Origin of the sequence: Kitasatospora sp. NPDC058965 (genome assembly GCF_042741245.1) — a bacterium.
Lineage (GTDB): Bacteria > Actinomycetota > Actinomycetes > Streptomycetales > Streptomycetaceae > Kitasatospora.
Genome location: NZ_JBHYKG010000025.1, coordinates 16,362 through 39,004, shown reverse-complemented (window position 1 = coordinate 39,004; position 22,643 = coordinate 16,362). Strand labels below are relative to the sequence as shown.

The 22,643-nt window shown below is 75.4% G+C and carries 19 protein-coding genes; 7 read left to right on the top strand and 12 right to left on the bottom strand.

The genetic code is table 11. The annotated features are described in order from the left end of the window. The first annotated feature begins 70 nt into the window (after positions 1-70). Positions 71-286 carry a hypothetical protein gene (locus tag ACFW1A_RS07110; RefSeq protein WP_380405529.1) on the top strand — a complete coding sequence of 72 codons (216 nt, stop codon included), beginning with the start codon at positions 71-73 and terminating at the stop codon, positions 284-286. A gap of 14 nt (positions 287-300) precedes the next feature. Here the strand turns inward: ACFW1A_RS07110 and ACFW1A_RS07105 are convergent, their stop codons facing one another. From ACFW1A_RS07105 to ACFW1A_RS07095, 3 genes are all read right to left on the bottom strand, one after another. Beyond that, positions 301-1,938 (bottom strand): DNA repair helicase XPB, encoded by a 1,638-nt coding sequence (locus ACFW1A_RS07105; RefSeq protein ID WP_380405526.1) that lies wholly within the window; start codon positions 1,936-1,938, stop codon positions 301-303. Between the two features lie 78 nt (positions 1,939-2,016). Beyond that, positions 2,017-2,730, bottom strand: a complete 714-nt coding sequence (gene pgeF, locus ACFW1A_RS07100; RefSeq protein WP_380405523.1) for a peptidoglycan editing factor PgeF — start codon at positions 2,728-2,730, stop codon at positions 2,017-2,019. Positions 2,731-2,740: 10 nt separating this feature from the next. Next, on the bottom strand, positions 2,741-5,251 hold the full coding sequence (locus tag ACFW1A_RS07095; RefSeq protein ID WP_380405520.1) for a helicase-associated domain-containing protein: 2,511 nt from the start codon (positions 5,249-5,251) through the stop codon (positions 2,741-2,743). Between the two features lie 170 nt (positions 5,252-5,421). On the opposite strand from ACFW1A_RS07095, the gene ACFW1A_RS07090 reads away from it, so the two are divergent. Continuing rightward, complete coding sequence (locus ACFW1A_RS07090) at positions 5,422-6,237, top strand: hypothetical protein (protein ID WP_380405517.1); 816 nt, start codon at positions 5,422-5,424, stop codon at positions 6,235-6,237. Between the two features lie 3 nt (positions 6,238-6,240). Here ACFW1A_RS07090 and ACFW1A_RS07085 read toward each other — a convergent pair whose 3' ends face one another. After that, a complete protein-coding gene (locus ACFW1A_RS07085) occupies positions 6,241-7,128 on the bottom strand; it encodes a class I SAM-dependent methyltransferase (RefSeq protein WP_380405514.1) in 888 nt (295 codons plus the stop codon). A 44-nt stretch (positions 7,129-7,172) separates the two neighbouring features. After that, on the bottom strand, positions 7,173-8,120 hold the full coding sequence (locus ACFW1A_RS07080; RefSeq protein ID WP_380405511.1) for an ABC transporter substrate-binding protein: 948 nt from the start codon (positions 8,118-8,120) through the stop codon (positions 7,173-7,175). A gap of 32 nt (positions 8,121-8,152) precedes the next feature. Between ACFW1A_RS07080 and ACFW1A_RS07075 the strand changes: the two genes are divergently transcribed. Next, positions 8,153-8,770: an HAD family hydrolase gene (locus ACFW1A_RS07075; protein ID WP_380405508.1), complete on the top strand. Its 618-nt coding sequence runs from the start codon at positions 8,153-8,155 to the stop codon at positions 8,768-8,770. Between the two features lie 10 nt (positions 8,771-8,780). Here the strand turns inward: ACFW1A_RS07075 and ACFW1A_RS07070 are convergent, their stop codons facing one another. Beyond that, positions 8,781-9,005, bottom strand: coding sequence for a hypothetical protein (locus ACFW1A_RS07070; RefSeq protein WP_380405505.1), 225 nt, complete (start codon positions 9,003-9,005; stop codon positions 8,781-8,783). Positions 9,006-9,481: 476 nt separating this feature from the next. Here ACFW1A_RS07070 and ACFW1A_RS07065 point away from each other — a divergent pair, with 476 nt between their 5' ends. Beyond that, entirely contained in the window at positions 9,482-9,865 is a 384-nt protein-coding gene (locus tag ACFW1A_RS07065; RefSeq protein WP_380405502.1) for a cold-shock protein, read from the top strand. Between the two features lie 8 nt (positions 9,866-9,873). On the opposite strand, the gene ACFW1A_RS07060 is transcribed toward ACFW1A_RS07065, so the two are convergent. From ACFW1A_RS07060 to ACFW1A_RS07045, 4 genes are read right to left on the bottom strand one after another with little or no spacing between them, the layout of a single operon-like run. Next, the gene (locus ACFW1A_RS07060; protein ID WP_380405499.1) at positions 9,874-10,722 is read right to left on the bottom strand and encodes a 1,4-dihydroxy-6-naphthoate synthase; all 849 of its coding nucleotides are present in this window, start codon (positions 10,720-10,722) and stop codon (positions 9,874-9,876) included. Next, complete coding sequence (locus ACFW1A_RS07055; protein ID WP_380405496.1) at positions 10,715-11,404, bottom strand: futalosine hydrolase; 690 nt, start codon at positions 11,402-11,404, stop codon at positions 10,715-10,717. Before ACFW1A_RS07055 ends, ACFW1A_RS07060 begins: the two co-directional genes overlap by 8 nt. Further along, positions 11,401-11,973 (bottom strand): hypothetical protein, encoded by a 573-nt coding sequence (locus ACFW1A_RS07050; RefSeq protein WP_380405493.1) that lies wholly within the window; start codon positions 11,971-11,973, stop codon positions 11,401-11,403. The genes ACFW1A_RS07055 and ACFW1A_RS07050 overlap by 4 nt, the downstream gene beginning before the upstream one ends. A gap of 26 nt (positions 11,974-11,999) precedes the next feature. Then, positions 12,000-13,322: an MFS transporter gene (locus ACFW1A_RS07045; protein WP_380405549.1), complete on the bottom strand. Its 1,323-nt coding sequence runs from the start codon at positions 13,320-13,322 to the stop codon at positions 12,000-12,002. Positions 13,323-13,911: 589 nt separating this feature from the next. Here ACFW1A_RS07045 and ACFW1A_RS07040 point away from each other — a divergent pair. Beyond that, the gene (locus ACFW1A_RS07040; protein WP_380405490.1) at positions 13,912-14,790 is read left to right on the top strand and encodes a DUF3027 domain-containing protein; all 879 of its coding nucleotides are present in this window, start codon (positions 13,912-13,914) and stop codon (positions 14,788-14,790) included. Positions 14,791-14,928: 138 nt separating this feature from the next. Next, complete coding sequence (locus ACFW1A_RS07035; protein WP_380405487.1) at positions 14,929-18,237, top strand: sacsin N-terminal ATP-binding-like domain-containing protein; 3,309 nt, start codon at positions 14,929-14,931, stop codon at positions 18,235-18,237. Here ACFW1A_RS07035 and ACFW1A_RS07030 read toward each other — a convergent pair. Together ACFW1A_RS07030 and ACFW1A_RS07025 are read right to left on the bottom strand one after the other, a co-directional pair. After that, positions 18,201-20,669 (bottom strand): HAD-IC family P-type ATPase, encoded by a 2,469-nt coding sequence (locus ACFW1A_RS07030; RefSeq protein WP_380405484.1) that lies wholly within the window; start codon positions 20,667-20,669, stop codon positions 18,201-18,203. The genes ACFW1A_RS07035 and ACFW1A_RS07030 overlap by 37 nt on opposite strands. 90 nt (positions 20,670-20,759) lie before the next feature. Then, positions 20,760-21,014 carry a DUF2530 domain-containing protein gene (locus ACFW1A_RS07025; RefSeq protein ID WP_380405481.1) on the bottom strand — a complete coding sequence of 85 codons (255 nt, stop codon included), beginning with the start codon at positions 21,012-21,014 and terminating at the stop codon, positions 20,760-20,762. A 136-nt stretch (positions 21,015-21,150) separates the two neighbouring features. Here ACFW1A_RS07025 and ACFW1A_RS07020 point away from each other — a divergent pair, with 136 nt between their 5' ends. Beyond that, entirely contained in the window at positions 21,151-22,611 is a 1,461-nt protein-coding gene (locus ACFW1A_RS07020; protein WP_380405479.1) for an NCS2 family permease, read from the top strand. Positions 22,612-22,643: the final 32 nt, after the last annotated feature.

Genomic DNA, 22,643 nt, shown 5'->3' with positions numbered 1-22,643 from the left:
ACCTCGGTCCCGGGGATCCGGACCTTTCGACCGATGCCGTTCGTGTGCCGCGGAAACTACGGTGGAACACATGAGCACCGTTCACCAGACGGCGCCCCCGGCTGCGGCCAAGGCCCCCCGGGCGCGCACCACCACCGAGTCCGTCCCCGACACCCCGGCCGGCGCCACCGTGGCCCCGGGCCCGCGCCCGCACCGTCCGCTGGCCACCGCCGTGCGCAACGTCGGCATCTTCTTCGACACCGCCGCGCGCGTGGTCCTGCTCGGGCGCGACGGCGTCAAGTACTGAGCGGTACCCGGCGGTTACAGCACGTCGTCGGCGTCGATGATGCGGTACGAGTAGCCCTGCTCGGCCAGGAAGCGCTGCCGGTGGGCCGCGAAGTCCTGGTCCACCGTGTCGCGGGCCACCACCGAGTAGAAGTGGGCCATGTGCCCGTCCGCCTTCGGCCGCAGCACCCGGCCCAGCCGCTGGGCCTCCTCCTGGCGGGAGCCGAAGGTCCCGGAGACCTGGATCGCCACCGTGGCCTCCGGCAGGTCGATCGAGAAGTTGGCCACCTTGGAGACCACCAGCACGCTGATCTCCTTGTTGCGGAAGGCGTCGAACAGCTTCTCGCGCTGGGCGTTGCTGGTCTCGCCCTTGATCACCGGGGCGTCCAGCACCTCGCCGAGCTCGTCGAGCTGGTCGATGTACTGGCCGATGATCAGCGTCTGGTCCTTCTCGTGCTTCTTCACCAGGGCCTCGACCACCCGGCGCTTGGTGGCGGTGGTGGAGCAGTACCGGTAGCGCTCCTCCGGCTCCGCGGTGGCGTACGCCAGCCGCTCGGAGTCGGTGAGGGTGACCCGTACCTCGCAGCAGTCGGCGGGCGCGATGTAGCCCTGCGCCTCGATCTCCTTCCACGGGGCGTCGAACCGCTTGGGGCCGATCAGGCTGAACACGTCGCCCTCGCGGCCGTCCTCGCGCACCAGGGTGGCGGTCAGGCCGAGCCGGCGGCGGGCCTGCAGGTCGGCGGTGAACTTGAACACCGGGGCCGGCAGCAGGTGCACCTCGTCGTAGACCACCAGGCCCCAGTTGCGGGCGTCGAACAGCTCCAGGTGGGCGTAGGTGCCCTTCCGCTTGGTGGTCATCACCTGGTAGGTGGCGATGGTGACCGGGCGGATCTCCTTGCGGGTGCCGCTGTACTCGCCGATCTCGTCCTCGGTCAGCGAGGTGCGCTTCACCAGCTCGTGCTTCCACTGCCGGGCCGAGACGGTGTTGGTGACCAGGATCAGCGTGGTCGACTTCGCCTCGGCCATCGCCGCCGCGCCCACCAGCGTCTTGCCGGCGCCGCAGGGCAGCACCACGACGCCGCTGCCGCCGTGCCAGAACCCGTCCACCGCCTGCTGCTGGTACGGGCGCAGCTGCCAGCCGTTCTGCTCCAGCTCGATCGGGTGCGCCTCGCCGTCCACGTAGCCGGCGTGGTCCTCGGCCGGCCAGCCGAGCTTCAGCAGCACCTGCTTGATCTGCCCGCGCTCGGACGGGTGCACCGCCACGGTGTCCGCGTCCAGCCGGGCCCCGACCAGCGGGGCGATCTTCTTGGACTTCAGCACCTCTTCGAGCACCGGCCGGTCGGTGGTGGTCATCACCAGCCCGTGGACGGGGTGCTTGACCAGCTGCAGCCGCCCGTACCGCGCCATCGTGTCGGCCACGTCCACCAGCAGCGCGTGCGGCACCGGGTAGCGCGAGTAGTTCACCAACGCGTCCACCACCTGCTCCGCGTCGTGCCCCGCGGCCCGTGCGTTCCACAGCCCCAGCGGGGTGACCCGGTAGGTGTGCACGTGCTCGGGGGCGCGCTCCAGCTCGGCGAACGGCGCGATGGCGCGCCGGCAGTCGGCCGCCTTGGGGTGGTCGATTTCGAGCAGCAGGGTCTTGTCGCTCTGGACGATCAGGGGCCCGTCGTTCACGTGTGAGAGTCCTCCGTCGGATCAGCCGGACTCTCCAGTGTGACGCATCGCGGGGGGTGGGCGGCAGGCCGTCGCGGATCAGGCCAGCCAGAGGTAGGCGGCGAAGCGCCCGGTGGGGGCGTCCCGGCGGTGCGAGTAGAGGTCGGCGGTCTCGATGGTGCAGCGGGGGTCGCGGCGCACGTCGGTGACGCCGGCGGCGGTGAGCTGGGCCGTGATGCCCGCCGGGAGGTCCAGCGCCGGGGTGCCCCAGCTGGTGGTGGAGTAGGTCTCGGGCAGCGCGGCGGCGGACTCGGCGCGCATCGCCTCGGGGACCTCGTAGCACCGGCCGCAGGCGGCGGGGCCGATGTAGGCGACCGTCCGGGCGGGGTCCGCGCCGCCCTCGGCCATCGCGTGCACCAGACGGGTGGCGATGCCGGACAGGGTGCCGGCCCGCCCGGAGTGGGCGGCGCCGACGACGCGGGCGACGGGGTCGGCCAGCAGCACGGCGGCGCAGTCGGCGCCCAGCGAGGCGAGCGCGAGGCCGGGTTCGGTGGTCCAGACGCCGTCCAGCTCGGGGGCGTCGCCGCCCCAGGGGCCGGCCACCCGCTGCACGGTGGCGCTGTGCACCTGGCGCATCCAGACCACGCGGTCCGGGGCGAGGCCGAGTTGGGTGGCCGTCAGCCGACGGTTGTGCAGGACGTTGGCGCGGTCGTCGCCGGTCAGCCCGCCGAGGTTGCGCTCGGCGTACGGCGCCGGGCTGACGCCGCCGGAGCGGGTGGTGACGGCGTACCGGACACCGGGCGCGAGTTCCATGAGGTCGACCTTAGTCCCCGTCCAACTCGGCCACGCCGGTGATCCGGTGCAGGGCGAAGGTGTTCAGCTTCTCCGCGTGGTGGTCGAAGGCGGTGACGAAGCCGCCCTCCACCTTGACCGGGTCGATCACCCGCTGCGAGGCGATGCCCTCGGCGTTGATGTAGCCGATCCACATCCGCTCGCCGAGCAGCACGGCGGTCTGCAGCGCGGCGAGGGTGTCGGCCGCGGCGGTGCGCGGGAGCTGGCGGGCGGCGGCGGGGCCCGGCACGGTCTCCCGGCGGTGCGCGGTGGCCGCGTGGTCGCCGGCCCGGACCGCCTTGACCGCGGCGCCGAGCAGCACGTCGTCCGGGGTGGCCGGACCGTCGGCCACCGGGGCGGGGGCGGTGCGCGGCGGGGTGCGGTGGCTGTCCGGGCGGGTGATCACCAGGTCGCCCTCCGCGGATTCGGCGGCCGGCGCGTAGCCCATCGCGCGCAGCACCGAGAGCACGGTGTCCGGGCCCGCCTGGGCGGCCAGCACGGTGGGCGCGAGCAGCCGCAGCCGCAGTTCGGCGGCCCGGCGGTCGGCCAGCACCTCGGCCAGCAGCGCGGGGTCGTCGCAGCGCAGGTAGGCGGAGGCGGCGCCGACCCGCAGCACGCCGTGCCGGCGGGCCACGTCGTCGATCAGGTACGCCAGCGGCTGCGGCACCGCGGTGCGCGAGTGCTGGGCCAGGAAGCCGTGCAGGTCGGTCGCGGTGCGCCCGGCGTCCAGCGCGCGGCGCACCGAGGCGGGGGTGAACCGGTAGACGGTCGCGCCGCCCTTGGACTCGATCTCGGCGCACAGGGCCAGCGCCTGGGCGAGCGGGGTCAGCAGCGGGCCGGGCGCGATCGCGGTCAGGTCGGGCTGCAGGATCACGTGGTCCAGCGGTTCGGGCAGCAGCGGGGCCAGCACGGCGGTCGGATCGGCCCCGGCCAGCAGCCGGCGGGTCGGCGTGCTCACCGCGCCGCGCCCGGTGATGCCGAGCAGTTCGGCCTCGGCCAGGGTCCAGTCGGTCAGCTGGTCGCGCAGCTCGCGGCCGTCCGGGCCGACCGCGCCGCCGCGCAGCGGGCGGTACCAGCGCTGCACCGGCAGCAGCGCGTCCGCCCCGGCCACCGAGCCGGGCGGCAGCTCGGCCAGCAGGCTCAGCACGGCCCGCCGGGTGGCGGGGGCGAGGATCCGGTCCAGGTCGGGGCCGAGCACGGCGCGCGGCCTGCCCTTGCCGTCCGGCGCGCCGGCCAGGCCGGGCACCCGGGTGGCGGCCAGCCAGGTGCGGGCCAGCAGCGCCCAGCGCTCGGCGACCGGCTGCAGCAGCCACTGGTCGTAGGCGGGTGTCGGGGCCCACACCTCGCCGGTCCGACCGGGCAGGTCGATCGACTCCCCGTCAGGTGCCAGCAGTCCCGCGCCGTAGGCGAGTTCGAGCCAGAACGCGGCCTGCGCCTCGGTGCACTCCAGGACCAGCGCGGCCCGCTTGAGGTCGCGCACGCCCAGGCCCTGGGCGCGCAGCACCGGCGGCGGCTGCAGGCCCCACTGGTCCAGCAGCTCCTCCAGGGTGCGCACCGCCGTGTAGGCCTGGCCGGCCGCCGCGCGGTCCACCACCTGGGGCTCGCGCACGGCGGTCGCGGTCAGCTCCGGCGGCGCGGGCTCGACCACGCGGTGGCTGCGCCCGCCGCGCAGGTGCAGCGCCAGCTCGCGCGGCAGCACCACGGTGCCCGGGCCGGAGGGCAGCAGCAGGCCGCGGGCCAGCAGCCACTCCACCGGACTGCGCACCTGGTCGACCGTGACCGGGCGGGCGGCGTCCGGCACGGTGCCGGTGGGCGGGCCCCAGACCAGCTTCTCCAGCACCCCGAGGGCCGGTGCGGGGGCCTCGGCGAGCAGCGCGGCCAGCTGCTTGCGGTCGGTCAGCAGGGCGGTGAGCGCGGCCACCGCCGTCACCGGGTCGGGGGTGCCGGGCAGGCCGGTGCCGGTCAGCAGCTGCTGCAGCCGGGCCGGGGACATGCCGAGGGTCGCCTCGGCCAGGGTGGGGCCCAGGCCGGTGCCGCCCGGGTTGGTGGCGGTCGGCGCGAGGGCCTCGCGCACCGCGATCACCAGGCGCGGCGCGTTCTCCGGACCCCAGACCAGCGCCCGCTCGCGCAGTGCGGTCAGGGCCCGGGGCAGCGCGGCGAGCACCGCCTTGCGGTCCACCGGCTCGGCGCCCGGGTGCGCGGCGACCCGGGCCGGGCCGGCCAGCAGGTCGCGCAGCACCGTCTCCGGGCTCGCGTCGGGGGCGGCGGCCAGCGCCTCGGTGACCTGCAGGGTGAACCGGTCCAACCGCTCCAGCGCGCGCAGCGCCGAGGCCCGGCCGGAGAGCCGGGAGGTGAGCTGGGTCAGGTCGGTGGGCACCGGGTTGAGCAGGTCGGGCCGCAACCGGAGCAGGGTGGCGAGCGCCTGGTCGGTGCCGGCGCGCAGCTCGTCGGCCAGGGTGCGGGTACGGCTCCGGCCGCGCTGTCCGTTCGGCTCGCTGGTCATCCGATCCAGAGTAGTCGGACTCGGTGTCGTTGGGGGACGGGCGATCGTCACGGTTCTGGGATGACCCGCGCCGCGGTGGGGCATAGGGCGGGTAGCCCACCGCGCCGTGACCGGGTCGGATAGCGTCGGCGGTCGGCGGTGCCCGGAACGGCGAACAGGGTGGCGGGGCGATGGCGTCAGAGCGGTCGGACGGACCGGAGCAGGGCGGGCTGTCGGGCGGGCTGTCCGGTGGCGAGTGGTGGCGGGTGGACGGGCCCTGGCGGGTGATGGGGCGGGCCACCGGGTCGGCGGACGAGGCCGACGACGGGGTGGACGACGGCGTGTACGCGGCCGGCGGTCCGCAGGTCCCGGCACCGTCGGCCCCGGTCGACGCGCCGCCCCCGGCCGCTGCCGCCGCACCGGCGCAGGAGACGACGCCGGCCTGGCTGATCGCGCCGGCCACGCCCGGCTCCGGGCGGATGCCGACGCTGGACGACTTCCCCGGCTGGAGCGAGGTGCGGATCGAGTTCCCGCCGGACGACACCGTGCCAGCCGAGGAGGCCGCCAAGCCGGTGCCGGAGCAGCGCGCCGGCGAGGTGGCCGTGGTCGAGGAGGAGCCGGCGGCCGAGCCGGCCGCCGGCGGACGCGGCCTGCTGGCCGGCCGGCGGCCCTCGCCGCTGCTGCTGCTCGCCGCCGCGGTGCTGGTGGGCGGCGCGGTCAGCGGGTTGATCCTGGTGCTGCTGGCCGGGTGGGGGCTGGCCTACCTGTCGGCCCGGCTCGGCGACCTGGTCAAGAAGTTCGTCGTCTTCGGCATCCCGCTGATCACCATGAGCGCCTCCTCGCTCTGGTTCTGGGGCCGCAGCGAGGGCCGCTGGGGCGAGCCGCTGGCGAAGAACGCCACCGGCCACGCCGTCTTCGCCGCCGCTCCGGGCGTGCTGCGGCTGGCCGCGGTGCTCTCCGCCCTGCTGCTGCTCGCGATAGCGCTGCGCCGGCGCCGGGCGGTCTGAGCCCTACTCCCGCAGTGCCGTGGTGTACCGGATCGCGGTGCGCCGCACCAGCGAGCCGTCCGGGCCGGCCAACGGCGCCAGGGCGGCCAGCGCGGCCGCCCTGGCCTCGTCCAGCCGGGCGGCCGGGATCGCCTCCAGCGCCGCCCGCCAGCCGCCGGCCCGCTGCGCCTGCCACCAGGCGGCCGCGTCCGGGTAGTGGGTGACCGCCGGGTGCTCGACGGTGCGCACGTCGGTGAAGCCCGCCCGGTGCAGCAGCTCGGCCGCCTCCTCCGGGCTGCGGCCCAGCGGGTTGTACCGGGCGGCCCGGCTCTGCCGCCGCCGCGCGGCCTGCGGCGGCAGGAACGCGTTCAGCGCCGCCCCCGGCCGGTCCCACCCCGGCTCGTCCGCCCCGAAGGCGGTGAACGCGAACCGCCCGCCCGGCACCAGCACCCGCCGCACCGAGGCCAGCGCGGCCGCCGGGTCCGGGGTGAAGATCACCGCGAACGAGGAGAGCGCCGCCTCGAACGAGCGGTCCGGGAAGCCCAGCGCCTCCGCGTCGTCCTGCCGCACGCTCACGTTGCGCAGCCCGCGCCCGGCCGCCTCCGCCGCGGTGGCCCGGACCATCCCCTGCGCCAGGTCCACCCCGACCACGTACCCCTGCGGTCCCACCTCGGCCAGCGCCGAGAAGAGCACCGCACCGCGGCCGCAGCCGACGTCCAGCACCCGGTCCCCGGGCCGCAGCCCCGCCAGCCGGGCCAGCTTGGCGCCGATCGGGTTGAAGAAGCCGCCGTTGGCGTGGTCGTACTCGGCGGCGGCCAGCGAGAAGGCGTGGGCCAGGGCCTGCTTGCGGCGGTGGCCCGCGACGGCGTCGGGGTCGGCGGTTGACTCACCTCGGAGCTGAGTGTTCGTCATACCGTCATGGTGGTCCGGGTGTGTCCCAGGTCACAAGAGGGCGGTCAACCGCCGAGCAGGAGCTGGAGTTGGGTGAGCACCAGGTTCGCGCCGGTGTAGCCGATCCCCTCGAACCAGAGCCGGTCGTCCACCGGGTACGCCCGGCGGGCGCGCACCGCCCCCAGTCCGCGCCAGGCGGCGCCGGCCAGCACCGCGTCGGTGCCCGCGGCGGCCGGGTCGCCGTACGTCGCGTACAGCAGCAGGTCGCCGTCCGCGCCGGCCAGGTGGTCCGGGGTGACCTCGACGTCGAACTGGTCGACGTTCTGCGCGTCCGGGCGGCCCAGCTGCAGGTCGGCCAGGATCGTGCCGAGGAAGTTCTGCCGCGCGTAGAGCCGGATCCGCCCGGCCTGGACGAACCGCACCAGGCTGACCCGCCGCCCGCCCAGCGCGCCCGCACCGCCGAGCGCGCGGGAGACCTGGGACACCTGGGCGCGGTACGCGTCGGCCACCAGCTGGGCCGCCGGCTCCTGGCTCAGCGCCCGGGCGTGCGCCAGGAAGTTCTCCTTCCACGGGTACCCGGTGGTCGGGGTGAGCACGGTCGGCGCGATCGCCCGCAGCGCCTCGTAGTGCGCGCCGTCCCGGGTCTGGTTGCCCAGGATCAGCTCGGGGCGCAGCGCCCGGATCCGGTCGAGGTCGGGCGCGCCCACGGTGCCGGCCGGCGCCACCTCGGCCAGCCGGGAGGCGGGCCAGTAGTCCGGCGGGCCGGGGTCGGCGGCCGGGCGGCAGGCGCCGACCGGGGTGATCCCCAGGGTCATCGCCGAGTCCAGCTCGGCGGTGTCCAGCGCCACCACCCGGACCGGCTCGCCGGCCACCAGCACCGTCCCGGAGGCCGCGGTCACCGTCGAGCTGGGCACCGGCGGCTCGGCCGCCGGCAGCGGCCGACCGCTCCGGGGGCCGCAGCCGGCCAGCGGCAGCGCCGCCAGGGCGGTGGTCAGCAGGGTCCGGCGGCGCATCGGGTCCTCCTGGCGGGTCCTAGGCTGTGGTCATGCCCGCTCTCACCATCGGTTTCGACCTCGACATGACCCTGCTCGACACCCGGCCGGGGATCAGGGCCACCCACCTGGCCCTGTCCGCGGAGACCGGCACCCACATCGACGCCGACCTGGTGGTCACCCGGCTGGGGCCGCCGCTCACCCACGAACTGGCCAACTGGTTCCCGGCCGAGCAGGTCGAGCAGGCCGCCGACCGCTACCGCACGCTCTACCGGGACCACGCCTTCGCGCCCACCGTCCCGCTGCCGGGCGCGCTGGAGTCGGTCGCGGCGGTGCGGGCGGCGGGCGGCCGGGTCGTGGTGATCACCGGCAAGTACGAGCCGAACGCCAGGCTGCACCTGGAGCACGCGGGGATCGCCTACGACGCGCTGGTGGGCGACCTGTGGGCGGAGACCAAGGGCGCGGCGCTGCGCGAGCTCGGCGCGCAGGTCTACGTCGGCGACCACCTCGGCGACATCGTGGGCGCCCGGGCGGCCGGTGCCGTCGCGGTGGGCGTGACCACCGGGCCGTACGGCGCCGCCGAGCTGACCGGGGCCGGCGCGGACGTGGTGCTGGGCGACCTGACCGAGTTCCCGGACTGGCTCGCGCAGTACCGGGCCGGGCGCGCCTGACCAAGCCCTACTAGGAGGCCGCGTCGGCCCGGCGGCGCTGGGAGCGGGCGGAGCGGAACAGCCCGACCAGCGCCAGCAGGAAGCCCAGCGGCATCAGCATGCAGGCCCAGTAGGCCGCGCTGGGCAGCGGGGTGAGGTGGAGGAACAGCGGCACGAAGGTCACCACGGTGGCCAGCGCGCCCAGCACGAAGACCACCGCCCCGACCCGGACCAGGCCCTCGCCGGTTTCCTTCACGCTGACTCCTCCGTCGTCGCACCCTGACGCGGTCCAGTCTCGCAGAACCCGGAAATCCCCCGCCCCCGGGCCCGGAACCCGCGTAAACTGACCCCCCGTCACCTGCGCGGATGTGCGCCCCGTCACTGCTTGCGGTTCGACGGGGACAGCGAGTTTCGGACTCCCCGCGCCAGGGGTATGCAGGTTTTCGCACGGGGTCGCCCGATCCCGCTTCCAGGCAGGGGGGTGTGCGCCATGACGACCGACACGTCGTCCCGCGGCCGCGCCGTGCCCTGCCGTGGCTGCCGCGCCAGAGCCCGGCACCGAGCGGGGAGCGTGTGCGAGTGAAACCCTTGACCGGCCGTCGGCCCCGCTGACCGCCCGTTCCCCACCCCCGGTCCGGCTCGCCGTGCGGCGGCGCCCGGGCCACTCTTCCCTCCACCCAGGCCCCGACAAGCGCGTCGGGTTGCCGCCACACCACACCGAGGACATTCGAGATGCCCACCGGCCAGGTCAAATGGTTCAACGAGACGAAGGGATTCGGCTTCCTGTCGCGTGACGACGGCGAGGACGTCTTCGTCCACAGCAAGGCGCTGCCCGCCGGGGTGACCAGCCTCAAGCCGGGGCAGCGGGTGGAGTTCGGCGTCATCGCGGGCCACCGCGGGGAGCAGGCGATGGGGGTCACCCTGCTCGACGCGCTGCCCTCGATGGTCGCGGCCCAGCGCCGCAGCGCCGACGACATGGCGCCGATCGTGCAGGACCTGATCACCATGCTGGACGCCGTGCTGCCCGGCCTGCAGCACGGCCGCTACCCGGCCAAGCCGACCGGTCAGAAGCTGGCCACCGCGCTGCGCGCGGTGGCGGACCAGTTCGACGTCTGAGACGGGCCCTAGGGGAAGGCCAGTGCCTCCGGCGTGACGGCGGGCACCAGGCCCTCGGCCGCCGCCCGGGTGAGCAGTGCCCGGACGGCGGCGTAGCCCTCCTCGCCCAGCTCGGCGGTGAACTCGTTCACGTACAGCGCGATGTGCTGGTCGGCCACCGCCGGGTCCATCTCCTGCGCGTGCGCCAGCACGTACTCCCGGGAGGCCGCCGGGTCGGCCCAGGCCGCCCGCACCGAGGCCCGCACCGCGTCGGCCAGCTCGCGCAGCCGCGCCGCGCCCAGCGAGCGCTTCGCGACGATCGCGCCCAGCGGGATCGGCAGCCCGGTCCGCGCCTCCCAGGCCTCGCCCATGTCGGCGAGCTTGACCAGCCCGTAGTCCTGGTACGTGAACCGGGCCTCGTGGATCACCAGTCCGGCGTCCACCCGGCCGTCCCGCACCGCCGGCATGATCTCGTGGAACGGCAGCACCACGACCTCGCCCAGCCCGCCGGGCACCGCCTCGGCGGCCCAGAGCCGGAACAGCAGGTAGGCGGTGGACCGCTCGCTGGGGACCGCGACCACCTTGCCGGTCAGGTCCCCGCCCGTCTGCGGCCCGGTGAGCACCAGCGGCCCGCAGCCGCGCCCGAGCGCCCCGCCGCAGGGCAGCAGTGCGTACTGGTCCAGCACCCAGGGCAGCGCCGCGTAGCTGATCTTGAGGATGTCCAGCTCGCCGGTCAGCGCCGCCGAGTTGGTCACGTCGATGTCGGCGAAGGTCACCTCGGGCGCCTCGGCGCCGGGGACCAGGCCGTGGGTCCAGGCGTGGAAGGCGAAGGTGTCGTTCGGGCAGGGGGAGTGGGCGATCCGCAGCGGCTCAGCCATTCAGGGCCTCCTCAAGCAGTCGGTCGTACGGCAGCGCCGCGAAGGCGCGCTCCAGCGCCCCCAGCGCCTCGCCGATCCGCCAGGCGGCCCGGTCGCGCGGCCCGACGGCGTTGGACACGGTGCGCAGCTCCAGCGCCGGCACCCCGAACCGGGCGGCCGCCTCGGCCACTCCGAAGCCCTCCATCGCCTCGGCCGCCGCGCCCGGATGACGGGCCGCCAGCTCGGCGGCCCGCTCGGCGCTGCCGGTGACGGTGGAGACGGTGAGCACCGGGCCGACCACCGCGCCGGTGGCCCCGGCCAGCAGCGCCACCGCGGCGGGCGGCGGGGTGTGCCGGACGGTGCCGAAGCCGAGTGCGGCCACGTCCTGGAAGCCGTCCGGGGTCTGCGCGCCCAGGTCGGCGGCGAGGATCGCGTCCGCGGCCACCACCGCGCCGACCGGCGCGTGCGGGGCGAAGCCGCCGGCGATCCCGGCGGAGAGCACCAGCGGGTGCGGCCGCTCGGCCAGGGCGAGGGCGGTGGCGGCGGCCGCGGCGGCCGGGCCGACCCCGGCGGTCACCACCCGGACCCGGTCCGGTCCGGCGCCGCGCAGCACCGCCTCGGCCTCGGCGGCCACCGCGACGACGACGAGCAGCCGGCCCCGCGGCGGGGCCGGCTGCTCGTCACGCGTCGGGACGGGGCTCACTGGCCCTGACTGGCGTCCTGCGACTGGGCCTGGCCCACGGGCGCGGCGTTGTTCTTCAGGTTGATGAACCAGACCGCCAGGATGCCCGGCTTGCTGGAGTCCGCCGTCTTCGGGTCGAACTCGATGACGGTCAGCGTGGTGTCGCGCACCTGGGTCAGCACGTTGACCGACGGGACCAGGCCGGAGAAGGTGTTGTCCTTCTGGTACGCGGCGACGGACGCGTTGCCCTGGCCGCCGCCACCGTTGGTGTAGGCGCGCCAGCCGTTCTCGGCGGTGGCCTTGTCGACGCCCACGCCGATCGAGTCCACGCTCTTCACCGTGATCGACTTGAACTTGTCGGTCTGGGTCGAGAGCAGGCCGCAGGCCTTGTTCGCGTTGTCGTCCAGCGGCTTGCCGCCGTTGTAGCAGGTGGGCTCGAACCGGAACGAGTCGCGGCCGACGGTGACGGTCGCCTGCGTCGTCAGGGGCTTGTCCTGCCCGGACGCGTAGGCGATGGACCCCCCGAGGGTGGCGGCGCCGATCACGGCCACGGCCCCGAGGGCGGCGATGACAGGGGTGCTGAGGCTCATGGACGAAGGCTATCCAACTCTGACCGTCACGCTACGCGGGGGTGCGGTGCGCCGCTGCGAACCCCGAGCCGGGCCAGTGCCAGCAGCGTCCACAGCAGCGAGACGCCGAGCAGTCCGGCCGCGATGGACAGGCCCAGCGTGCCGTCCAGCGGCAGCAGGATGCCGAGCGTGCCGCCGGCCACCCAGGCGAGCTGCATCAGGGTCTCCGAACGGGCGAACGTGGAGGTGCGCACCGCCTCCGGCACGTCGCGCTGGATCAGCGCGTCGAGCGCCAGCTTGGCCAGCGAGGCGGCGATCCCGGCCACCGCGGCCACCACCAGCACGGTCGCCAGCCCGTACCAGAGGGCGGCGGCCGCCGCCGCCGCCGTGGCCAGCATCAGCATCGCGGTGATGGTCACCTCCGAGCCGCGGGTGCGCAGCCAGGAGCCGAAGACCGAGCCGAGCGCGTTGCCGCCGCCGGCCGCGATCGCCAGCAGGCCCAGCGCCGCGGTCGGGGCCAGGCCGCCGACCGGGTCGACCCGCAGCAGGAAGGCCAGGAAGAGGGTGAGGAAGCCGCTCAGCCCGCGCAGCGACGCCACCGCGCGCAGGCCCAGGATCACCGCGGGCCCGACCGTGCGCAGGCTGGCCTTGGGCCGGACCGGCCGGGCGCCCGGACCCGCCTGCTCGTCGGGCTCGGCGGCCGGGTCGGGACTGGCGTGCAGCACGGCCCGCTGCTCGCCCTTGGCGGAGTCCACCTGGTGCGGCAGGTGGAAGGCCATCAGGGTGCCGATCACGAAGACCAGGAAGGCCCCGCGCAACGGCCAGGCCGGGCCGAGCAGGTGCAGTCCGCCGCCGACCGCGGCGGCCAGTCCGGTGGCCAGCAGCCCGGCCAGGGTGACCCGGGAGTTGGCCTTCACCAGGGTGACCCGGGCCGGCTTGAGCCGGGGCACCACCACCGAGCGCACCACCCCGTAGGCCTTGGAGGCGACCAGGCAGCCCAGCGCCTCCGGGTAGAGCGTCAGGTCGGCGCCGCCGATCGAGCCGGCCATCGTCCACGCGAGCACCGCGCGGACCAGCATCGACATCGCCATCGCGGCCCGGCGGCCGTGCGGCAGCCGGTCCAGCAGCGGCCCGATCACCGGGGCGAGCAGCGCGAACGGGGCCATGGTGATCAGCAGGTAGAGCGCCACCCGGCCGCGCGCCTCGCCGGTGGGGACCGAGAAGAAGATGGTCGAGGCCAGCGCGATGGTGATGAGCATGTCGCCGAAGGAGTTCAGCGCGTGCAGCTCGATCAGCTTGGCCAGGCCCGACTCGCCGGCCCCGTCGGCCGAGGTGGCCCGGCGGATCCGCCGCCCGGTGCCGTGCACCATCCGCCCGGTGCGCAGGCCGGCCGCGGAGGCGCCGCGGACCAGCAGGTTGCGGTGGGCCGGGGTGTGCACCGGGGCGGCTGCGGGGTCCGGATCGGCGCCGGCGGGGGCGCCGCCGTCGGCCGGGGGCAGCGGGGACCCGTCCGCCGGCTGTGGAGGCTCGCCGTCCACAGGGGGGACCGGGTACTGCTGTCGCGGCACGCCGCCCGGATCGGGATCAGTCGGTTCGTGCAGTGCGTGCTGCGACGGGTTCTCGTCCGCCACACCGCCAATCCTGCCTGACAATCCGGCGAGCGACGAGGGATTGACCCCGGCTCGGCGCGGCCCGGGCATGTCGGGCCGGTTCCGTCGGGCTGTCGCCGGAGCAGCCGCGACGGGTAGCCTGCTGTCCGCGTGCGCTGTGTGGCCAGGCCGGTCGGCGGTCCTCGGCCCGCCGGACGGTGGTACCGGCCTCCGGTCACGCAGAATAGGGGCGGTACCCGGACGAGCGGTACCGGTGGCCGTGGAAGACCCGAACGGCCCGGGGCGCGCCACCGGGCGACTAGGCTGCAGGGTAAGAAGACTGGAGAGAATCGACGCCGTGAGTGCTGCGATGCGAAGCCGTACCCCCGACCGGCTCTGTGCCGAGGCCGTCGAACTCGCCAGGCAGGCAGCGGTGGAAGCGGTCGGGCCCGAGGCCGTCGGCGCGCACCTGGGTGCCAAGGCCGAGGGCGAGCGGGTGGTGACCCACACCTACGAGTGCCTGGATCCCGCGTACCGCGGGTGGACCTGGGCGGTGACCGTCGCCCGCGCCCCGCGCGCCAAGGTGGTCACCCTGGACGAGGTGGTGCTGCTGCCGGGCGCCGACGCGGTGCTGGCCCCCCAGTGGGTGCCGTGGAGCGAGCGGCTGCGCCCGGGCGACCTGGGCCCGGGCGACCTGCTGCCCACCGACGCGGACGACCTGCGGCTGGAGCCGGGCTGGACCGGCGACGACGAGGCGTCCCCCAACTCCGCGGTCTTCGACGGTGACGAGGACCTCGTGCTGTCCGACCCGCACGTGCAGCCGGCGCCCGCCCGGGCGCAGATCGGCGCGATCGCGGACGAGCTGGGCATGACCCGGGCCCGGGTGCTCTCCCGGCTCGGCCTGCACCAGGCCGCCGAGCGCTGGGAGAAGGCGCACGGCCCGCAGAGCCCGATGGCCCAGTCCGCCCCGGCCTCCTGCACCACCTGCGGCTTCCTGATCCCGATCGGCGGCTCGCTGGGCCAGGCCTTCGGGGTCTGCGGCAACGAGTTCGGGCCGGCCGACGGCCAGATGGTCTCGCTCGCCTACGGCTGCGGCGGCCACTCCGAGGCGGCCGTGCTGCCGGCCCCGCCGGTGCCGGCCGAGCTGATCCTGGACGAGACCGTGGTCGAGCCGCTCCAGCTGCACCCCGACCGCCAGGGCGGTTCGGTCGAGCCGGACGCCCCGGCCGAGGAGCTCGGCCACGCCTGATCCGGCCTCAGGGCCCGGCCGCGCGAACGGACACGCGGCCGGGCCCGACCCGTCCCGGGGGCGGAGCGTCACCGGGACGAGAGAGAATGCCACCCGTAGCAGTGTCCGGTGTGACAGACGGGGAAGGCGGCGGGTCCAGTGGAGCCTCGCATCATCGGTGGCGGCGACCAGGAGCAGGACGACCGGTTCGACACGGCCGGCCTGCGCCGCCGGGTGCTGGACGCCTGGAGCGCCTCGCCGGCCCGGTTCCGGGAGGACGCCAACGCCGAGGAGGAGCTCGCCCTCGGCGGCTACCGGGACCGTCTGGTGGTCGAACTCGCGCAGAACGCGGCCGACGCCGCGGCCCGGGCCGGCCGGGGCCCCGGCCGGCTGCGGCTGACCCTGCGCGACGGCGTGCTGGCCGCGGCCAACACCGGTGCCGCGCTGGACGCGGCCGCCGTGGAGTCGCTGTCCACCCTGCGCGCCTCCTCCAAGCGCGAGGACGCCGGCCCCACCGTGGGCCGGTTCGGCGTCGGCTTCGCCGCCGTCCTCGCGGTCACCGACGAGCCGGCCATCATCGGCCACACCGGCGGTGCCCGCTGGTCGCTCGCCGAGGCGCGCACCCTGGTCGACCGGGAGGCCGCGGAACGGCCCGGGCTCGCCGAGGAGTTGGTCCGCCGCGACGGTCACGTCCCGGTGCTGCGGCTGCCGCTGCCGGCGGTCGGCGAGCCGCCGGCCGGCTACGACACCGTGGTGCTGCTCCCGCTGCGCGACGGCGCCGCCGAGGACCTCACCCGCCGACTGCTGGAGTCGATCGACGACGCCCTGCTGCTCACCCTGCCGGGCCTGGCCGAGCTGGTGGTGGAGACCCCGGACGGGGCGGTGCGCACCCTCACCCGTGCCGGCGCCGAGCGGACCGAGCACGGCCTGGTCGAGGTGGTGCTCACCGACCGGCGCGGCGACCGGGAGTCCACCGCCCGCTGGCAGACCGTCACCAGCACCGGGGCGCTGGCCCCCGAGCTGCTGACGGACCGTCCGGTGGAGGAGCGGGCCCGCCCCTACTGGACCGTCACCTGGGCCGTCCCGGTCTCCGCGAGCGGCACCCCGGAGCCGGTCCCGGTGACCCCCGTGCTGCACGCGCCCACCCCGAGCGAGGAGCCGCTGGGCGTCCCGGCCCTGCTGATCGCCTCCTACCCGCTGGACTCCACCCGCCGCCACACCGCCCCCGGCCCGCTCGCCGACTTCCTCACCGAGCAGGCCGCCGAGGCCTACACCGAACTGCTCCGGGCCCGCGGCGCCGACCTCGGCTCGCTCTCCCTGGTGCCGACCCCGCTGGGCCGGGGCGCGCTGGACAACGCGCTGCGCACGGCGATCCTGCGCCGGCTGCCCGCCACCGCCTTCCTGCCGCACCCCGAGGCGGTGGAGGAGGGCACCCCCGCGCTGCGCCCCAAGGACGCCACCCTGGTGGAGGGCGCCAACCAGGACGTGGTCGAGGCGCTCGCCCCGATCTTCCCCGGCCTGCTGCCGGCCGGGCTGGAGCGCCGCAGCGAGCTGCGCGCGCTCCAGGTGCGGCGGCTGCCGCTGGCCGAGGTGGTGGACCAGCTCGGCGGCCTGGAGCGGGAGCCCGCCTGGTGGCGCAGCCTGTACGGGGCGCTGGCCGGGGCCGACCCGGAGGCGCTGGGCGCGCTGCCGGTGCCGCTGGCCACCGGGCGGCTGGTGACCGGCCCGCGCCGGGTGCTGCTGCCCTCCGACGACGCCGACTGGGCCGACTTCCCCGGCTACCCGCAGGCCCTCGCCGAGGCGCTGGACCTGCTCGACCTGCGACTGGCCCACCCGGAGGCCGCGCACCCGCTGCTGGCCAAGCTCGGCGCGGCCACCGCCACCCCGGCCGGCATCCTGGGCACCCCCGAGCTGCTCGCCGCGGTGGCCCGCTCGGTGGACCTGGGCGAGGACGACTTCGACGCCGCCGTGGACCTGGCCGACGCCGTGCTCGGCCTGGTCCGGGCGGCCGGCGCCACCCCGGGCGACCACCCGTGGCTGGCCCGCCTGGCGCTGCCGGACGACGAGGGCGAGCTGACCCGGGCCGGCGAGCTGGTGCTGCCGGACAGCCCGTTCGCCCAGCTGGTCCGCACCGAGGACACGCCGTTCGTCGACGAGGACCTGCTGGAGCGCTGGGGCCCGGAGGTGCTGGCCGCCGTCGGGGTGCTGAGCGACTTCGTGCTGGTCCGCGCCGAGGACGTGGTGCTCGACCCGGACGACCTGGAGCGGCTGGACCCCACCGCGCCGGCCGACCGCGCGGTGGGCGGCGCGCCCACCGGCCTGCTGGACGAGGCCCCGGACGGGCTCGACGAGTGGTGCGAGGAGGTCCTGGAGGTGCTGCACGCCGACCGGGCGGGCGACCTCGGGGTGCCCCCGGTGGCCGGCGAGCTGCTGGTGGTGCGGGACCTGGACCTGGTGGACGACGAGGCCTGGCCCGAGGCGCTGGCCCGGCTGGCCCGCCCGCCGTACCGGGACGCGGTGGTCGCCCCCGTGCGGGTGCTGCTGCCGGACGGCAGCTACACCGACCTGCCGCCGTACACCGCGTGGTGGCTGCGCGACCACCCGGTGCTGGACGGCCGCGAGCCGGCCGGGCTGCGGGCGGCCGGCGCGGACTGGCTGCTGCGCGGGCTGTACGACGAGGCCCGCACCACGCTGGACGACCAGTTCCTGCACGCGCTCGGGGTGCGCACCACGCTGGCCGCGCTGCTCGCCGAGCCGCACGGCCCGGAGGAGCTGCTGGACCACCTGACCCACCCCGACAGCGAGGTGACCCACCGCCAGCTGCACGGCATCTACACGGCGCTGGCCGGGGTCGACGCCGAACCCCTGGACGTCGTCCGCGCGCTGCCCCCGCTGGACCCGGAGACCGGCCGCCGACCCGCGCACACCGTGCTGGTGGACGCCGCCGAGGCGGTGGTCGCGGACGCCCCCGACCTGGTCCAGCTGCTCCACCCGTACCCGCTGGTCCCGGTCGCCCCGGCGCTGGCGCCCGCGCTGGCCGAGCGGCTGCACGTCTCGCTGGCGAGCGAGATCGCCGGCGGCCGGGTGCTGTCCGAGGGCGCGCTGCACCGGGTGCCGCCGTTCGTCCGGGAGCTGCTGCCGGGCTGCCCGGCGGCCTACGAGGAGCACGAGGAGCTGCTGGTGGTCGGCCCGGACGGCGAGGAGGCCGCGGTGGACTGGCGCTGGGACGCCGCGGCGGCCGCCCCCGAGCTGCCGTACGACCCGGAGAGCACCGAGGCCCGGGACGAGGACGACGAGTTCGAGCTCGCACCGGTGCCGGGCCTGCTGCACGCCGCCACGCCCGAGGGGCTGGCGGCGGGGCTGGCCTGGTCGGTGGGGCAGTGGCACCGGCGGTTCGAGGTGCTGGCCGCGCTGACCGAGCCGGACCGGGCCTACGAGCTCTCGGCCGCCCGGGACTTCGAGGGCTGACCGGGCCGGGCGGCCGGATCGGGGGCGTCCAGGCTGCGCTTGACGAGGTACCAGACCACTTCGAGCAGCAGCCCGGCCGCCACCGCGATCGCCACGCCCGTCCACGGGTCGCGCACGCCGGCCAGTTCGAGCTGGAAGAAGTCCGACAGCCAGGGCACGGTCAGCACCAGCGCGAAGGCCCCGCCCATCGCGCCGATCAGCAGCAGCCGCCACCAGGTGTACGGGCGGGCCACGATGGCCAGCACCCAGATGGCCACCAGGAATAGGGTCAGGGTGGCCACGCTGGTGTCGGCCTTGAGCTCGGTGGCGTGGTTGGCGCGGGCCAGGGCGTAGGCGGTGAAGGTGGCGGTCCCGGCGATGGCCCCGGCCGGCACCGCCAGGCGCAGCACCCGGCGCACGAAGCCGGGGCGGGCCCGCTCGTTGTTGGGGGCCAGCGCCAGGAAGAAGGCGGGGATGCCGATGGTCAGCGCGCTCAGCACGGTGGAGTGCCGGGGCAGGAACGGGTACGGCACCTGGGTGAAGACCACCAGCAGGGCCAGCAGCACCGAGTAGACCGTCTTCACCAGGAACAGGCTGGCCACCCGCTCGATGTTGCCGATCACCCGGCGGCCCTCGGCGACCACCGAGGGCAGGGTGGCGAAGCTGTCGTCGAGCAGCACGATCTGGGCCACCGCCCGGGTGGCCTCGCTGCCCGAGCCCATCGCCACGCCGATGTCGGCGTCCTTGAGCGCCAGCACGTCGTTGACGCCGTCGCCGGTCATCGCCACGGTGCGGCCGCGCGCCTGCAGGGCGCCGACCAGCTCGCGCTTCTGCTGCGGGGTGACCCGGCCGAAGACGGTGGTGCGGTCGGCGGTGTCGGCCAGTTCCTCGGGGTCGGCGGGCAGGGTGCGGGCGTCCAGCGGGTGCTCGGCGCCGGGCAGGTCCAGGCTCGCGGCCACCGCGCCGACCGAGACCGCGCTGTCGCCGGAGATCACCTTGGCCTCGACCTGCTGGGTCGCGAAGTACCGCAGCGTCGCGGCCGCGTCCGCGCGCAGCCGCTGCTTGAGCACCACCAGGCCGAGCGGGACCAGCTCCTTGGCCGGGTCCGGAGCGTCCAGCGGGACCGGGGTGCGGCCCAGCAGCAGCACCCGCAGCCCCCGGGCACCCAACTCGTCCACCTGGGCCAGCGCCGGGTGGCCGTCGGGCAGCAGCACGTCCGGCGCGCCGAGCAGCCAGCCGGCCTCCGCGCCGGCGGGGTCGAGCAGCTGCACCCCGCTCCACTTGCGGGCCGAGGAGAACGGCACGGCCTGCAGCACCCGCCACCGCTCCTGCTCGGGGCCGGCGCCGCCGTAGGCGTCCAGCACCGCCTGCATGCTCGGGTTGGGGCGGGCGTCGGCGCCGGCCATCACGCCCAGCACCTGCTCCAGCTCGGCCGCCCCCGCCGGGCCGGCGGCCAGCGGGCGCAGCTCCAGCACGTCCATGCCGCCCTCGGTCAGCGTGCCGGTCTTGTCCAGGCAGACCGTGTCCACCCGGGCCAGCCCCTCGATCGCGGGCAGCTCCTGGACCAGGCACTGCCGGCGGCCCAGCCGGACCACGCCGATCGCGAAGGCCACCGAGGTGAGCAGCACCAGGCCCTCGGGGACCATCGGCACGATGCCGGCCACCGTGCGGCGCACCGCCTCGCGCCAGTCGTTGTGCTCCACCGTCCACTGACTGATCACCAGGCCGATCGCGGTGGGGACCAGCAGGTAGGTGATGAACCGCAGGATGGTGTCGATGCCGGTGCGCAGCTCGGACCTGACCAGGGTGAACCGGCTGGCCTCCTCGGCGAGCCGGGCGGCGTAGGCCTCGCGGCCGACCCTGGTGGCGGTGAAGGCGCCGGAGCCGGCGACCACGAAGCTGCCGGACATCACCTGGTCGCCGGGGTGCTTGAGGACCGGGTCGGGCTCGCCGGTGAGCAGCGACTCGTCGATCTCCAGGCCGTCCGCCTCGGTGACCTCGCCGTCCACGATGACCTTGTCGCCGATGCCGAGCAGCACGGTGTCGTCCAGCACGATCCCGGCGACCGCGACCTGCACCGCCCGGCCGTCCCGGCGCACCTGGGGCCGGGCCTCGCCGATCAGCGCGAGCGAGTCCAGGGTCCGCTTGGCCCGGACCTCCTGGACGATGCCGATCGCCGTGTTGGCCACGATCACCAGGCCGAACAGCCCGTCCTGGATCGGGCCGACCACCAGGATCACCGCGAACAGCACCCCGATGATCGCGTTGAACCGGGTGAAGACGTTGGCCCGGACGATCTCCTTGACCGACCGGCTGGAGCGCACCGGCACGTCGTTGACCCGACCTTCGGCCACCCGCTCGGCCACCTCGGCGGCGGACAGCCCGCCGGGCCGGTCGGGGGCGGGGCCCAGGGTGCGGGCACCGGGCGCGGGCTGCTCCGGGGGGTGCGTCATGGCACCGACTCTATGCGCGGCAAATGTCCGGTGCGCCCTGCTTTGGGCCGAAGGCGGGTCGACCGGCGGGCGGGGGTGCCTGAGGGCGGGTCAGGCCTGCTGGGCGGCCCGGTCGCGCTGGATGGCGGCCCGGCGGGCCCGGCAGTACCAGAGGCCGATCAGGCCGAGCAGCCCGCCGGACAGGCAGATCCACGGCCACTGTCCGTGCCCGTGGGCGCTGAGCGCGTGCTGGAACGGCAGCAGCACGACGAAGCCCACGAACCAGAGCACGGTGCCGCCGCCGACGATCGCGACGTCGTTGGCTTCCATGGCCGGCGGGGCGGGGTGCAGCGGGGTCTTCGGCATGGCACGTAGCGTACGGGGTCCGGAAGCGCTCGCGGGGGTGCGCCGAGCGGCGGTTGTCTACGCGCGAAGATGGCGCGTGCACGACCGGTCCACCCATACTTGAAGTTCTCCTCCACCCCCACTTCGAGGACTACGCATGCCTTCCCAGGCCCAGCCGACCCTGGAGTCGCCCGAGCCGCCCGCGCCCGTTCCCCCCACCGGCGCCGTGGACCGTTACTTCCGCGTCTCCGCCCGGGGCTCCAGCCTCGCGCGCGAGCTCCGCGGCGGGGTCGCGACCTTCTTCACCATGGCCTACATCCTGGTGCTGAACCCGATCATCCTGTCCAACGCGGTGGACATGAACAAGCACGCGCTCAGCTTCCCGCAGCTGGTCACCGCCACGGCGCTGACGGCGGGTCTGACCACGCTGCTGATGGGCGTGATCGGCAACGTGCCGATCGGCCTGGCCGCGGGCCTGGGCGTGAACACCATCGTCGCGCTCCAGCTGGCACCCCGGATGACCTGGCCGGACGCGATGGGCATGGTCGTGCTGGCCGGTTTCTGCATCATGCTGCTGGTGGCCACCGGGCTGCGCGAGCGGGTGATGAACGCGGTGCCGCTCGGCCTGCGCAAGGCGATCGCGATCGGCATCGGCCTGTTCATCACCCTGGTCGGCCTGGTCGACTCGGGCTTCGTCAGCCGGATCCCGGACGCCGCGCACACCACCGTCCCGCTCCAGCTGGGCGTCGGCGGCCACCTGCACGGCTGGCCGGTGCTGGTCTTCGTGCTCGGGGTGCTGCTCACCCTGGTGCTGGTGGTGCGCAAGGTGCCCGGCGCGATCCTGATCTCGATCGTGGCGATGACCGTGGTCGCGCTGGTCATCCAGAAGGCCGCCGACCTGCCGGCCGACGCCTGGGGCCTGACCGTGCCGAAGTGGCCCGGCAACCCGGTGGACACCCCGGACTTCAACCTGGTCGGCAACGTCAGCCTGTTCGGCGGCTTCCACCACGTGGGCCTGCTGACCGGCCTGCTCTTCGTCTTCACCGTGCTCATGAGCTCGTTCTTCGACGCGATGGGCACCATCCTGGGCGTCGCCGACGAGGCCCACCTGCTCGACAAGAACGGCGACCTGCCGGGCATCAACAAGATCCTCATGGTCGACGGCATCGCCACCGCCGCGGGCGGCGCCACCTCCTCCTCGGCGAACACCTGCTTCGTCGAGTCCACCGCGGGCGTCGGCGAGGGCGCCCGCACCGGGTTGGCCAGCCTGGTCACGGGCGGGCTCTTCCTGCTCGCGCTGTTCCTCACCCCGCTGGCCACGATGGTCCCGGCCCAGGCGGCCACCCCGGCGCTGATCACGGTGGGCTTCCTGATCCTGGCGAACTCGATCCGCGAGATCGACTGGGCCGACTACACGATCGCGATCCCGGCATTCCTGACGATGGTGCTGATGCCGTTCACCTACAGCATCACGAACGGCATCGGGATGGGCTTCATCACCTTCTGCGTGCTGCGGATCGCCACCGGCCGGTGGAAGTCGGTGCCGGTCGCGCTGTACGTGGTGGCGGCGGTGTTCGCGTTCTACTACCTGATGCCGGCGCTCGGGATCGGGCAGTAGCGGGCGAACCACCGGTGAGCGGTCGGGGGTGG